Origin of the sequence: Streptomyces sp. NPDC045431 (assembly GCF_040646655.1) — a bacterium.
Lineage (GTDB): Bacteria > Actinomycetota > Actinomycetes > Streptomycetales > Streptomycetaceae > Streptomyces.
On record NZ_JBEZAQ010000009.1, the window covers coordinates 101,499 to 114,423 of the forward strand.

General features: G+C 74.2%; 12 protein-coding genes. 8 read left to right on the forward strand and 4 right to left on the reverse strand.

Annotation, left to right across the window (positions count from 1 at the left end; genetic code table 11):
* Positions 1 to 28 precede the first annotated feature (28 nt).
* Positions 29 to 661 (forward strand): alpha-ketoglutarate-dependent dioxygenase AlkB, encoded by a 633-nt coding sequence (locus AB0A69_RS20265; RefSeq protein ID WP_361423467.1) that lies wholly within the window; start codon positions 29 to 31, stop codon positions 659 to 661.
* A gap of 44 nt (positions 662 to 705) precedes the next feature.
* On the opposite strand, the gene AB0A69_RS20270 is transcribed toward AB0A69_RS20265, so the two are convergent.
* Entirely contained in the window at positions 706 to 1,392 is a 687-nt protein-coding gene (locus AB0A69_RS20270; RefSeq protein WP_361423774.1) for a carbonic anhydrase, read from the reverse strand.
* Positions 1,393 to 1,628: 236 nt separating this feature from the next.
* On the opposite strand from AB0A69_RS20270, the gene AB0A69_RS20275 reads away from it, so the two are divergent.
* The 3 genes from AB0A69_RS20275 (at position 1,629) to AB0A69_RS20285 (ending at position 6,320) form a co-directional block, all read left to right on the forward strand.
* Entirely contained in the window at positions 1,629 to 4,397 is a 2,769-nt protein-coding gene (locus tag AB0A69_RS20275) for a SpoIIE family protein phosphatase (RefSeq protein ID WP_361423470.1), read from the forward strand.
* A gap of 121 nt (positions 4,398 to 4,518) precedes the next feature.
* Complete coding sequence (locus AB0A69_RS20280; protein ID WP_361423473.1) at positions 4,519 to 6,018, forward strand: MFS transporter; 1,500 nt, start codon at positions 4,519 to 4,521, stop codon at positions 6,016 to 6,018.
* Complete coding sequence (locus AB0A69_RS20285) at positions 5,967 to 6,320, forward strand: hypothetical protein (protein WP_361423476.1); 354 nt, start codon at positions 5,967 to 5,969, stop codon at positions 6,318 to 6,320. The genes AB0A69_RS20280 and AB0A69_RS20285 overlap by 52 nt, the downstream gene beginning before the upstream one ends.
* A 6-nt stretch (positions 6,321 to 6,326) precedes the next feature.
* Here the strand turns inward: AB0A69_RS20285 and AB0A69_RS20290 are convergent, their stop codons facing one another.
* Positions 6,327 to 7,181, reverse strand: a complete 855-nt coding sequence (locus AB0A69_RS20290) for a helix-turn-helix transcriptional regulator (RefSeq protein WP_361423479.1) — start codon at positions 7,179 to 7,181, stop codon at positions 6,327 to 6,329.
* 148 nt (positions 7,182 to 7,329) lie between these two features.
* Between AB0A69_RS20290 and AB0A69_RS20295 the strand changes: the two genes are divergently transcribed.
* The 4 genes from AB0A69_RS20295 (at position 7,330) to AB0A69_RS20310 (ending at position 11,247) form a co-directional block, all read left to right on the forward strand.
* Positions 7,330 to 7,932, forward strand: a complete 603-nt coding sequence (locus AB0A69_RS20295; RefSeq protein WP_361423482.1) for an NAD(P)H-dependent oxidoreductase — start codon at positions 7,330 to 7,332, stop codon at positions 7,930 to 7,932.
* Between the two features lie 42 nt (positions 7,933 to 7,974).
* Complete coding sequence (locus tag AB0A69_RS20300; protein ID WP_361423485.1) at positions 7,975 to 8,700, forward strand: class I SAM-dependent methyltransferase; 726 nt, start codon at positions 7,975 to 7,977, stop codon at positions 8,698 to 8,700.
* A 35-nt stretch (positions 8,701 to 8,735) separates the two neighbouring features.
* Positions 8,736 to 9,581: a hypothetical protein gene (locus AB0A69_RS20305; RefSeq protein WP_361423487.1), complete on the forward strand. Its 846-nt coding sequence runs from the start codon at positions 8,736 to 8,738 to the stop codon at positions 9,579 to 9,581.
* Between the two features lie 112 nt (positions 9,582 to 9,693).
* Positions 9,694 to 11,247: a DUF6056 family protein gene (locus AB0A69_RS20310; protein WP_361423490.1), complete on the forward strand. Its 1,554-nt coding sequence runs from the start codon at positions 9,694 to 9,696 to the stop codon at positions 11,245 to 11,247.
* Here the strand turns inward: AB0A69_RS20310 and AB0A69_RS20315 are convergent.
* Together AB0A69_RS20315 and AB0A69_RS20320 are read right to left on the reverse strand one after the other, a co-directional pair.
* Complete coding sequence (locus AB0A69_RS20315; RefSeq protein ID WP_361423492.1) at positions 11,222 to 11,725, reverse strand: GtrA family protein; 504 nt, start codon at positions 11,723 to 11,725, stop codon at positions 11,222 to 11,224. The genes AB0A69_RS20310 and AB0A69_RS20315 overlap by 26 nt on opposite strands.
* Complete coding sequence (locus AB0A69_RS20320) at positions 11,722 to 12,657, reverse strand: glycosyltransferase family 2 protein (protein ID WP_361423495.1); 936 nt, start codon at positions 12,655 to 12,657, stop codon at positions 11,722 to 11,724. Before AB0A69_RS20320 ends, AB0A69_RS20315 begins: the two co-directional genes overlap by 4 nt.
* Positions 12,658 to 12,925: the final 268 nt, after the last annotated feature.

A 12,925-nucleotide genomic window follows, 5' to 3' on the forward strand; every position in this document is an offset into this window, starting at 1 on the left:
TGTTCGATTGCGGTCTAGGCTGGACACCATGGCACGGCAGCACATGCAGGGATCCCTCTTCGACCAGAGCGACGAGATCCGCCTCGGGCCGCTCGGCGGCGTACGGCGCACCGCCCTGACCGACGGGGCGTGGATCGACCTGCTCCCCGGCTGGCTGACCGGCGCCGACGCCCTCTTCGAGGAGCTCGCCGCCCACGTCCCCTGGCGGGCCGAACGGCGGCAGATGTACGACCACCAGGTCACGGTGCCGCGCCTGCTGGCCTTCTACGGCGCCGGCGACCCCCTGCCGCACCCCGTCCTGGAGGAGGCGCGCGCCACGCTCTCCGCGCACTACGCCGCCGAGCTGGGCGAGCCGTTCGCCACGGCGGGCCTGTGCTACTACCGCGACGGCCGCGACAGCGTCGCCTGGCACGGTGACCGGACCGGCCGCGGCGCGCGCCGGGACACCATGGTCGCGATCCTCTCGGTCGGCGAACCGCGCGACCTGGCGCTCCGGCCCCGGAGCGGCGGCGCCGCGTCGCTGCGCTTCCCCCTCGGCCACGGCGACCTCGTCGTGATGGGCGGATCGTGCCAGCGGACGTGGGAACACGCGATCCCGAAGACCACACGGGACGTGGGACCCAGGATCAGCATCCAGTTCCGGCCGCGGGGCGTGGGGTGAGCCGCTTCCGCGAGGGCCCGCCCCGCAGCCCGCCGGCCGACGCGTCAGGCGACCGGGCGGACCCGCTGGCTCAGGAGCTCGTAGCGCGCCCCCACGACGGCCAGCCGGCCCGCCGCCACCGCGTCGGCCAGATCGGGCTCCCCGGCGAGCCGGTCCCGTACGAGCCGCACCTGCGCGGTGATCGTCGCGTCGACGCGGGCCTGGCCGCTGTGGCTCCGGTCGATCGCCGGACGGATCTGCTCCGCGACGTACGCGATGTGCGCGGGCAGCTGCTCACCCGTCTCGTCCGCGCGCACCGCGGCCGTCACCGCGCCGCAGGACTGGTGCCCCAGCACCATCACCAGCGGGATGCCGAGCTCCAGGACGCCGTACGCGACGCTGCCGAGCACCGCCTCGTCCAGCACCTCACCGGCCGAACGGACCGTCATCAGGTCCCCGAGCCCCTGGTCGAAGACGAGCTCGGGCGGCACGCGCGAGTCGATGCAGCCGAGGACGAGGGCGAAGGGGTGCTGGCCCGACACGGCCGCCGTGCGGTCGGCCGCCGCCTCGTGCGGGTGCGTCTGGTGCCGGGTGCGCCAGCGCCGGTTGCCCCGCGTCAGCTCGCGCAGCGCGGCGGCGGGCGTCGAGGGCCTCACCGGGGCGCCCGCGGCGCCGGCCGGCCCGGCGAGGGCGAGGCCGAGGCCGGAGGCGGTGCCGAGCGCGGCGCCCCCGCCCAGCGCGCCGCGGAGCACTCCGCGCCGCGTCCACCGGTGTCGCGCGCCCCCGCTACGGGTCTCGTCCGCCGCTGTCGCGTCATCCTTCGATATCGAGGTCACGGCCGCACGGTAGGCCCGCCGTGGTGGCCCTTCGGGCCGTCTTTGACCACCGTTGGCCGGGAGTTGGGCGAATCCTGGACTCCGATGACCCCACGTGTCCGATCGGCGGCGAAAGGTCACCCATGGTCCCCGGGCCGGATGCGGTGTTACAAATGAGCGTGGTCAACGTTCGCGACCGATTCCGTGGAGCCTCGGTTCGGTCACTGGCCGACAGGCGTCCGCGGAGCGTCGCGGGGCAGGTATTCGTCCTGCAAGTGGCGCTGGTCGTGCTGCTGGTCCTGGGCGCGGTCCTGGCTCTCGTCCTCCAGTCGCGGGCCGACAGCGACCGCGAGGCCCGCAACCGATCCGTCGCCGTCGCGGAGTCCTTCGCCCACGCGCCCGGCATGCACCAGGCCCTCGCCGCGCCCGACCCCTCCGCCGTCCTGCAGCCGCTCACCGAAGCCGCCCGCGCACGCGCCGGGGTCGACTTCATCGTCGTCATGGACACCGACGGCATCCGCTACACCCACCCGCGGCCCGAGCGGATCGGCGAGCGCTTCGTCGGCACCATAGAGCCCTCCCTGGCCGGCCGCGTCCACACCGAGGACGTCTCCGGCCCCCTCGGCGACGAGGTCCAGGCCATCGTCCCCGTACGCGACGAGAACGGCCGCGTCATCGCCCTCGTCTCCGCCGGACTCCAGGTCAAGAACGTCACCGGGCTGGTCAACCGCCAGCTCCCCGTCATCCTCGCCACCAGCGCGGCGGGCCTCGCCCTCGCCACCGCCGGCACCGCCCTGGTCGCCGGACGGCTGCGCCGCCAGACCCACGGCCTCGGCCCCGCCGAGATGACCCGCGTCTACGAACACCACGACGCCGTGCTCCACGCCGTACGCGAAGGCGTCGTCATCGTCGGCGGCGACGGGCGCCTCCTCCTCGCCAACGACGAGGCCAGACGCCTCCTCCAGCTGCCGCCCGACGCCGAGGGCCGCCCCATCCCCGAGCTGCCGGGCCTCGACCCCGGCGTCGCCGAGCTCCTCGCCTCCGGCCGCGTCGCCACCGACGAGGTCGTCCTCGCCGCCGACCGGCTCCTCGCCGTCAACCAGCGGCCCACCGACCGCGACGGCGGCCCCGCCGGCACCGTCGCCACCATCCGCGACACCACCGAGCTCCGCGCCCTCAGCGGCCGCGCCGAGGGCGCCGCCCGGCGCCTCAACCTGCTGTACGACGCCGGGGTCGGCATCGGCACCACCCTCGACGTGGTCCGCACCGCCGAGGAGCTCGCCGAGGTCGCCGTCCCGCGCTTCGCCGACTTCGTCACCGTCGACCTCGCCGACGCGGTGCTGCGCGGCGAGGAGCCCACCGGCACCGGCGCCGACATGCGCCGCACCGCCGTCGCCGGTATCCGCGACGACCACCCCCTCTACCCGCGCGGCAAGATGATCGGCTTCCTGCCCTCCACCCCGCAGGCCCGCGGGTACGGCAGCGGCCGCGCCGAGCTGGTGCCCGACCTCGCCCGCGCCCCCGGCTGGCAGGCCCAGGACCCCGAGCGGGCCGGCCGCATCGTCGCGTACGGCATCCACTCGCTCATCGCCGTCCCCCTCAAGGCCAGGGGAGTGGTGCTGGGCGTGGCGAACTTCTGGCGCTCCGAGAAGCCCGAGCCGTTCGAGGACGAGGACCTCTCCATCGCCGAGGAGCTGGTCACCCGCGCCGCCGTCTGCATCGACAACGCCCGCCGCTACACCCGTGAACACGCCATGGCGGTCACCCTCCAGCGCAGCCTGCTGCCGCGAGCCCTGCCCGAGCAGAGCGCCCTGGAGGTCGCCCACCGCTACCTGCCCGCCCAGTCCGGCGTCGGCGGCGACTGGTTCGACGTCATCCCCCTGCCCGGCAGCCGCGTCGCGCTCGTCGTCGGCGACGTCGTCGGCCACGGCCTGCACGCCGCCGCCACCATGGGCCGGCTGCGCACCGCCGTGCACAACTTCTCCACCCTCGACCTGCCGCCCGACGAGATCCTCGGCCGCCTCGACGACCTCGTGGGCCGCATCGACCAGGACGACCGCGACCCCGTCGACGGTGAGCTGCCCTGCGGACCGCCCGACGCCGGAATGACCGGCGCCACCTGCCTGTACGCCGTGTACGACCCGGTCTCCCGCCGCTGCGTGATGGCCCGCGCCGGACACCCGCTGCCCGCCCTGGTCCACCCCAACGGCCTCGTGGAGTTCCCCGACCTCCCCGCCGGGCCGCCGCTGGGCCTCGGCGGCATCCCCTTCGAAACCGCCGAGCTCACCCTCGCCGAGGGCAGCCAGCTCGTCTTCTACACCGACGGCCTCATCGAGGACCGCACCCGCGACATCGACGTCGGCCTCGAACTGCTGCGCCAGGCCCTCGCCGTACCCGACCGGACACCCGACGACAGCTGCCGGGCCGTCTGCGACGCGCTGCTGCCCGCCCACCCCAAGGACGACGTGGCGCTGCTCATCGCCCGCACCCGCGCCCTCGGCCCCGACCAGGTCGCCGACTGGGACGTGCCCTTCCACCCGGGAGCCGTCGCCAAGATCCGCGCCGAGGCCGCCCGGCAGCTGGAGGAGTGGGGCCTGTCGGAGCTGGCGTTCACCACCGAGCTCATCCTCAGCGAGCTCATCACCAACGCCATCCGCTACGGTTCCCCGCCGGTCCACGTCCGCCTCCTCCGCGACCGCGGCCTCACCTGCGAGGTCTCCGACACCAGCAGCACCTCCCCGCACCTGCGGTACGCCGCCACCACCGACGAGGGCGGCCGCGGCCTCTTCCTCGTCGCCCAGCTCTCCGAGCGCTGGGGCACCCGCTACACCGGCCAGGGCAAGGTCATCTGGGCGGAGCAGCCGCCCCCCGACGCCAACCGCCCGGACACGGCCGCCGAGGGAGCGCTGCTCTTCGACCTCATGGACGTCGACCCCATCTGAACCCCGGGGCAACGCCCGTTGCCGCAACGGCAACACCGCTTGGTCCCCGCCGCCGCCCCGCTCCAGCATGAGCCGGCACACGAAACCGGCCGGACGCGTCCGGCGGACGAAAGGCGGGCCCATGACCACGACACCCCCGGCCGGACAACCCCCGCTGAGCGCGCGCGGACGGTGGACGGTGCTCGCCGTCTGCGCGCTGAGCATGTTCCTCGTCGGCCTCGACACCACCATCGTCAACGTCGGCCTCCCCGAAATCGGCCGGGGCCTGGGCGTCGGAACCCGCGGCCTGGAATGGGTCGTGGACTCCTACACCGTGGTGCTGGCCGCCCTCCTCATCGCCTCCGGCGCGCTCGCCGACCGCTTCGGCCGCCGTCGGGTCTTCCGGACCGGACTCGTCGTCTTCGGTGCCGCCTCCCTGGCCTGCGCGGTGGCCCCCTCGCTCGGTTTCCTCGTCGCGGCCCGGGCGCTGCAGGGGGTCGGCGCCTCCATGCTGAGCCCCGTGGCGCTGGCGATCGTGGTGAACGCGATGCCGGACCCCCGGGAGCGGGCCCGCGCGATCGGGGTGTGGGCGTCCGTCTTCGGACTCAGCATGGCGGCCGGCCCGGTCACCGGGGGAGCGCTCGTCGAGGCGCTCGGCTGGCGCTCGGTGTTCTGGATCAACGCCCCGGTCGTCGTCACCGCCCTCGTCCTGGTCGCCCTCTTCGTACCGGAGTCCCGCGGGCAGCGGGCCCGGCGGCTCGACCTGCCCGGCCAGGTCCTGCTCACCACGGTGCTGTGCGTCGCGGTCGGCGTCCTCATCGAAGGACCCCGCGTCGGCTGGACCTCGCCGTGGGCGCTCGCCGGTTACGCCGCGCTCGCGGCGGCGACGGCCGCGTTCATCCGGGTCGAACTCCGCAGCACCGAGCCCCTGATGGACCTCGCCCTCTTCCGGCGGCCGCGCTTCACCACGGCGGTGCTGGGCGCCGTGGCGGTGTTCGTCGCGCTCAACACGACCCTGCTGCTGACCACGCTCCACCTCCAGCACACCCGCGGCTGGACGCCGCTGGAGGCCGGGGCCGCGACCCTCCCCATGGCGCTCGGCGCCACCCTCTGCGCCCCGTGGTCCGGCGGCCTGGTGGCGCGGCGCGGACCACGCCGCCCGCTCGTCCTCGCGGGGGCGTTCACCGCGGCCGGCGGCCTGTGCATGGCGTACCCCGGCACGGACACCAGCGTCCCGCTGCTGCTCCTCGCCCACCTGCTCATCGGCGTCGGGTTCGGCTTCGCCAACGCGCCGCTCACCAACACCGCCGTCAGCGGGCTGCCTTCCTCGCGGGCCGGCGTGGCGGGGGCCGTCACCTCCACCGCCCGCCAGGTCGGCGCGGCGGTCGGTGTCGCCGCCGGGGGCGGGCTGGCCGCCGGCGCCGAACCCGGCGGCCTCGCCGACGCGTCGCGCCCGGGATGGCTGCTCGTCGCGGCCTGCGGAGCATTCCTCCTGCTCGTCGCGCGGGCCTCGGGGGAGGCCGCAGGCCCGGCCGGCCGGGGCGTCTATGCTCGGGCGTCGACCTCGGAGCACGCACACAAGGAGCCCCCATGGACGCCCGGCACTTCGACCGGATCAACGCCTTCGTCGAAGCGCGGCTGACGCCGCTCTTCGACCCCGAGACGGGCAGCGAGCACGGCTTCGGGATGGACGACACCTCCCGGGCCCTGCGCGCCCTGCGGAACACCGCGCTGGCCGCCGCGGCGGTGAAGGGCCTGGTGGAGCAGCGGGCCACGGCCGAACCGCAGCTGCGCGGCGTCATTGACCAGGCCCTGGAGCAGAACTGGGACGTCCTGCGGGGCATCGCCCGGCACTGGGAGGACCACCCGGACTTCGCCCGGGAGTTCAAGCTCGACTGGTGGTCACTGACCGAGACCCCGGCGGTCGGCGCCGAGACGAGGTAGGCCCCGTTACGCCGACACCGCCCGCAGCGCGCCCGGGCGGCGCCCGCTGAGGCCGTCCAGCGCCGCCGCGGTCGCGTCGTCCGCCGGCAGGTGCACGATCAGCCGCTGGTCGTCGTCGGCGGGCAGCTCCAGCGTCTCGTACGCCAGGCGCAGCGCCCCCGCCTCCGGGTGCTCCAGGCGGGTGACGCCCGTGGCCGCCGGGAGCCCGGGAAGCCTGCCGACCCGCTCGGTGAACTCCGCCCCGGCCGTCACGCCCAACTCGTCCGCGAGCGCGGCCACATGAGGGTCGGCCCGGAACGGCCCCTGCTTCAGCGCGGCGACCTGCTCGTCGGCGACCCGGTCCCAGTCGGGGAACGCCTCCCGCGCCCGCTCGTCGGCGAAGACGAACCGGGCCAGGTTCGGCGGGGCGCCGTCCAGCAGGCCGAGGGGTCCGGCGAGCGCCTCGTACCCCGCCGTCCAGGCCAGCAGGTCGCCGATCCGGTTCAGCAGCACCGCCGGGGCGGGCTCCAGCCGGTCCAGCAGCGCCCGTACGGTCGGCCGGACCGTGAGCACCGGTGGCGCCGAAGCGCCGCACATCGAGGTGGGGTCCGCGCCCTTGGTCAGGCGGTGCAGGTGTATCCGCTCGGCCGCCGTCAGCCGCAGCGCCTCCGCCAGCGCGGCCACCACCTGCGGCGACGGATGCCGGTCGCGGCCCTGCTCCAGACGCGTCACGTACTCCACGCTCACCCCGGCCAGCGTGGCCAGCTCCGCCCGGCGGAGCCCCGGCGTACGGCGGCGCGGCCCGGTGGGCAGACCCACCTCGGCGGGGGTGACGGCCTCGCGGCGCGTACGCAGGAACAGGCCCAGTTCGTTGTCGCTCACCCGGCCGAAGGTAGCAAGCGCCCCGGCCCGGAGGGTGGCCCTGTCCCTACCAGTCTCAGCCCGGCCTTCCTGGTGTCCGCCCGCCACGGCAGGTTGGGAGTCGTGACCGCACCGGTCATCCATCCCGACCCACCAGGAGAGCCTTCCCATGTCTTCGCAGCCCCTTCGCCTCGCGGTCCTCGTCGGCAGTGTCCGGGACGGCCGCTTCGGCCCCGTCGTCGCCCGCTGGTTCGCCGAACAGGCCGCGCTCCACAGCGGGTTCGAGGCCGACGTCATCGACCTCGCCGATGTCGAACTGCCGCTCGCGCTGCCGCCGGTGCCGCCCGCGATGGATCCCGACATGCCCCGCCCGGCCGGCATGGCGGACCTCACCCGCAGGCTGGCGGAGGCGGAGGCCGTGGTCGTCGTCACGCCCGACTACAACCGCAGCTTCCCCGCCTCCCTCAAGGCCGCCATCGACTGGCACTACACCGAATGGCAGGCCAAGCCGATCGGCTTCGTCGGCTACAGCGGAGCCAGCGGCGGCCTCCTCGCCATCGAGCAGCTGCGCCAGGTCTTCGGCGAACTGCACGCCCACACCGTCCGCGAGTACGTCAGCTTCCCCCGCTACTACCTCCTCTTCGACGAGGACGGCAACCTCAGGGACCCCGAGGAGCACGACGCCGCCGCGAAGGTGATGCTCGACCAGCTCCACTGGTGGGGCTCGGTCCTCCGCCACGCCCGCCGCGAGCACCCCTACACCGCCCGGTAACCGCCACCCCGCGACCGCCGCGCGCGGATACGTTGGACGGCGATGTTCACACCCCAGGGCCCCACCCTCCGCGAACTCGCCGTCCAGGCGCTGTCCTCCACCGAGCACGGCTACGACCTGCTCGCCCCGAAGTTCGACCAGACGCCGTTCCGCACCTCCGACCGGCTGCTCGACGCGGTCACCGACGCCCTGCGGCCCCTCGGGCGGTTCCGTACGGGCCTCGACGTCTGCTGCGGCACCGGCGCGGGCGTACGCGTCCTGCGCGAGGTCTGCGAGGAGCAGGTCACCGGCGTCGACTTCAGCGCCGGCATGCTCGCCCAGGCCCGCGCCGCCCACCCGGACACCCCCGGCGGACCCCGGCAGCGCTGGGTGCGCGCCGACGCCCGCGCCCTGCCGTTCCGGTCGGCGTTCGACCTCGCCGTGAGCTTCGGCGCCTTCGGCCACTTCCTGCCCCGCGAGCGCCCCGACCTCTTCCGCGAGGTGTACACCGCGCTGCGCCCCGGCGGCCTCTTCGCCTTCCCGGTCCCGGCGCCCCCACCGGTCGGCTCCCGGCCCTACCTCGCGCTGTGGGGCTTCGACCTGGCGATGCGGGTGCGCAACCTGCTGTGGCGGCCGCGCTTCGTCATGTACTACCGCACCTTCCGCCTCCCGGACGTCCTGCGCGACCTCGACCGGGCCGGCTTCACCACCGGCCTGACCGCGCTCCCCTCCCTCGGCACCCGCGCCGACGGGACGCCCCGCTGCCGACTGGTGGTCGCACGCCGGTAGGTTGGGTCCTCCACCCCGACCCGACCAGGAGAAACGTGCCCGCCGCCGTGCCCCGCCCCCGCCTGCTGTACGTCACCGACCTCGCCTACCAGGCCCGCGGCCGACGCTACTGCGACGAGGACGTCTTCCTGACCTCCCGGCTCCGCGAGAGCTTCGACCTCGCCCTGTGCCACCCGCGCGACGCCGCCGCCCTCATGGGCGCCTTCGACGCGGTCGTCGTCCGTAACAGCGGCCCCGTCCTCCACCACCAGGACGCGTACGACGCCTTCCGCGCCCGCGCGCTCGCCGAGGGCGTGCCCGTCTACAACCAGCTCACCGGCAAGGGCGACATGGCCGGCAAGCGGTACCTCCTCGACCTGACCGCCGCCGGATACCCCGTCATTCCCACCGCCGACCGCCCCGAAGACCTGCACCGCCTGCCCGAGGCGGACGCGTACGCGGTCAAGCCCCGGCTCGGCGCGGACTCCATCGGCCTGGAGTTCGTCCCCCGCGAACGGCTGCCCCACCTCGCCTACGGCGACATCCTCGTCCAGCCGCGCGTCGACTTCGCCTACGAGGTGTCGTTCTACTTCGTCGACCGCGCCTTCCAGTACGCCCTGTACGCGCCGCGCACCGACCGGCGCTGGGAGCTCGTCCCCTACCAGCCCACCGAAGCCGACCTGGCCTTCGCCCAGCGGTTCGTCGACTGGAACGCCATCGACCACGGCATCCAGCGCGTCGACGCCTGCCGCGCCCCCGACGGCGGCCTCCTCCTGGTCGAGCTGGAGGACCTCAATCCGTACCTCTCCCTCGACCTCGTCGGGGAGGAGACGCGCGACTCCTTCGTCACGGAGATGACGGCGTCCCTGCGCCGCCTCCTCGGCGCAACCTCGTCCGTCTGACCCCGCCTGAGGTTGCGCTTCCCGAATCCGTCCGGGCGAATGGAAACGGCACCGCGCGAAATCCCCTCTTGGGTGTCGCACCAGTAGTTTTTCGAGAGGCAGTGAACACAGCATGTCCGTCGGCGCAACGAGTGTCACCATCCCGGGCGACCCGGGCGACAGCCCGGGACCGGGCCGGGAGAAGGACGGAGGAAGACCGCCCCGGCCCTGGACCACGCTCTGGGCGACGGGCCTCGCGCTGCTGCCCCTCGGCCTGCTGGCCGTCGCCTCCTACCTCGGCCGCTACGTCCGCCCCAGCGCCGACGAGTGGTGCTTCCTGCCCGTCGTACGCGACGGGGGCGTCTGGGGCCTCGTCGAGAAGTTCTACGTCACCGACAACGGGCGCATCGCCAACGGCCTGCTCGTCGGGGTGTACGCCAAGGCCCCGGTCGCCGGCCACCAGTGGTACGCCGTGGTCAGCGGCGTCCTCATGCTGGTCCTGCTGTGGGCCGTCACCGTGTACGCGCTGCGCGCCACCGGCCGCACCGCGCCGCGCGGCGTGCCGCTGCTGGCCGCCTCGATGATCACGGCGGCCTTCCTCTTCGCCACGCCCAACACGTACAAGACCTTCTACTGGCCGGCCGCCTCCGTGTCGCACACGCTGGCTCCGGTGCTGGCCGCGGCGGCCGCCCTGCCGCTGCTGCGGTACGGCGCCGGGAGCCGCCGCAGCCGGATCACCGCGCTCGCCGTGGTGCTGGTGGCGGGCGTCTTCATGGGCACGCTCTCCGAGGAGGCGTCGGTCGTCGCCCTGGTGGTCCTCGCGGTGGCCGTGCTGTTCGCCCCGCTCCTGTTCGCCCAGCGGATCCGCCGCTACGTGCGCGTCTGGGCGCTGACCGGCATGGCGGGCGTCGCCATCGGCACGCTCCTGCTCGTGACCTCGCCCGGCTCGCGCAACCGCCGCCAGCGCTACGACGCCGAGACCGTCTCCATGCTCGCCCCCGAGTCGCTGATCGCCTCACTGCGCGCGTACGTCCGCATCCTGGAGACCATCCTGACGACCTGGGAGTACGTGGGCGTCGTCGCGGCCGGCGTGCTGCTGGGCCTGCTGGCCCGGCGCCGGGCGGGTCACCGGCCGGCCCTGATGCCGTGCCGCCCGCTGCTGCTGACCGCGCTCGGCGCGCTCACCTTCCTCGCCTGCGGCTACCTGTGCACCGTCATCACCTACCCCGCCTTCGGCGAGCGGGTGGTGCGCACCGAGCGGACCTGGAACGACTACCTGCTGGTGTACGTCCTGCTGCTGGCCGGTGCCGGCGCGCTGATCGGCCGCTCGCTGCGCCTGCGCGGTGGCGCGGGCGGCGACGGCGGCGAGGGCCCCCGGGGCCCGGGCCGCAACGGCCTGGTGATGGCGTTGGCCGCCGCCGTCTGCGCCGTCTCCGTTGCGGGGATGGCCGTGCCGCTGTACCACCTGGGCCACGACATGAAGGTGCGGGCGCAGAAGTGGGACCACCAGGACCGCTACCTGCGCGAGCAGGCCGCGAGCGGCGCCAGGACCGCCCCGTACACACCGCTGTCGGTCGGCAAGATGCTGGAGCCGTTCGGCGACCACGGGCGCAAGACCTGGCCCGCCAACTGCGTCGCCGACTACTACCACCTCGACAAGGTCACTTACGCGCCGCGGCTTCCGTGACCCCGGCCTCCGGCGGCGGCTGCGGCCCGGCCCGGCGCCCGGCCCGACGGGTCGCGGCCGCCCCGGAGGTGATGGCCCACCGGGCCAGTACGAAGGAGAGCGGGGTGACGGCGACCCCCGCCGCGAGCGCCGCGAGGTTCTCGTCCATGCCGAGCCGGCTCACGGCCAGGTGCAGCAGGACGCCGCTGCCCACGACGTTCGCCGCGCCGGAGAGCGGGTAGCGGGCGAACGCCCGCCAGGTGGGCCTCGTGCGCAGCGTGACGTACGAGTTGAGCAGGAACGAGCCGACGACGCTGACCGCGTACCCCACGACATGCGCCGCGAGGTAGGGCAGCCAGAGGTTCAGCGTGGCGTACACGGCGTAGTAGACGGCCGTGTTGGCCAGCCCGATCGCGGCGAAGGTGGCGAACTGGCGCAGGGCGGCGCCGCGCCCGCTCGGCGGGCGGCGCCGCCCCGGGTGGCCCGTGCTCCGCTTCACGTCTCCTGCCGGGCGCGGCCGGCGGTTTCCAGCGGGGCCGCGGCGCGCGCGGCGGCGGGCTCGTTCGTCTCCCGCACGACGTAGTGCGGTCGGCGCTTTGACTCGTGGTAGATCCGCCCCACGTACTCGCCGATGACGCCGAGCGTGGCGAGCTGGATGCCGCTGAGGGCCACGATGGCGGTGATGAGCGTCGCGTAACCGGGGGTGTCGACGCCGTCCAGGAGGACGTTGGCGATGATCCACAGCGCGTACGCGAACGCCGAGAGGAACAGCCACAGACCGGTGTGGATGGCCAGGCGCAGCGGGCGGCTGTTGAAGGAGAGCAGGCCGTCGATGCCGTAGTTGAGCAGGCGCCGGCCGCCCCACTTGGACTGGCCGGCGGCCCGCTCGACGTTCTGGTAGGTGAAGCTGACGGTGTCGAAGCCGATCCAGGAGAAGAGCCCCTTGGAGAAACGATTGCTCTCCGGCAGCGAGAGGATCGCCTCCACCGCGCGCCGCGACAGGAGGCGGAAGTCGCCCGCGCCGTCCGCGATCTCGACGTCCATGAAGCGGCGCACCAGGCGGTAGTAGGTGCGGCTGAACGCCTTGCGCACCGCGCCCTCGCCGGTGCGGTCGCGCTGCGCGATGACCTGGTCGTAGCCGTGCCGGTGCAGCTCCAGCATGCGGGGCACGAGCTCCGGCGGGTGCTGGAGGTCGGCGTCCATGAGGACGACGGCGTCGCCGCGCGACATGCGCATGCCGGCGAGCATCGCGGACTCCTTGCCGAAGTTGCGGCTGAAGGAGGTGTAGCGCACGCGGGGGTCCGTCGCCGCGAGCGCGCGCAGCCGGTCCAGGGTCTCGTCGCCGCTTCCGTCGTCGACGTAACACACCTCGAAGGTGGCGTCGGCGGGTTCGAGAGCCGCGGCCAGCGCGGTGTGGAAGGTGTCGATCACCTCACTCTCGTTGAAACACGGAACGACGATTGAAATATGGACCATTACCTACTCACTCCATGCACCAGTGTGCGGCCGGCGGGCCGCATGATCCGTGCCCACCGTTCAGGGAAGATGACAACCGGCTCGTCGTGGTTGCCTGGCCGTGCGGGCGACTTCGGCACGCGCCGGGTCCAGTGCATCGCGGCCGCGCCGCCCGGACAGCCCCACGCCGTCCACTCGGGTGAGGGCGGTGGAGGCGGCCCGGGCATGCCTCCGCCCCGCTCCC

Excerpts from the sequence above, each read along its gene's own strand:
- AB0A69_RS20265 (WP_361423467.1), top strand. The coding sequence starts at position 29 with ATGGCACGGCAGCACATGCAGGGATCCCTCTTCGACCAGAGCGACGAG.
- AB0A69_RS20275 (WP_361423470.1), top strand. The coding sequence starts at position 1,629 with ATGAGCGTGGTCAACGTTCGCGACCGATTCCGTGGAGCCTCGGTTCGG.
- AB0A69_RS20280 (WP_361423473.1), top strand. The coding sequence starts at position 4,519 with ATGACCACGACACCCCCGGCCGGACAACCCCCGCTGAGCGCGCGCGGA.
- AB0A69_RS20285 (WP_361423476.1), top strand. The coding sequence starts at position 5,967 with ATGGACGCCCGGCACTTCGACCGGATCAACGCCTTCGTCGAAGCGCGG.
- AB0A69_RS20295 (WP_361423482.1), top strand. The coding sequence starts at position 7,330 with ATGTCTTCGCAGCCCCTTCGCCTCGCGGTCCTCGTCGGCAGTGTCCGG.
- AB0A69_RS20300 (WP_361423485.1), top strand. The coding sequence starts at position 7,975 with ATGTTCACACCCCAGGGCCCCACCCTCCGCGAACTCGCCGTCCAGGCG.
- AB0A69_RS20310 (WP_361423490.1), top strand. The coding sequence starts at position 9,694 with ATGTCCGTCGGCGCAACGAGTGTCACCATCCCGGGCGACCCGGGCGAC.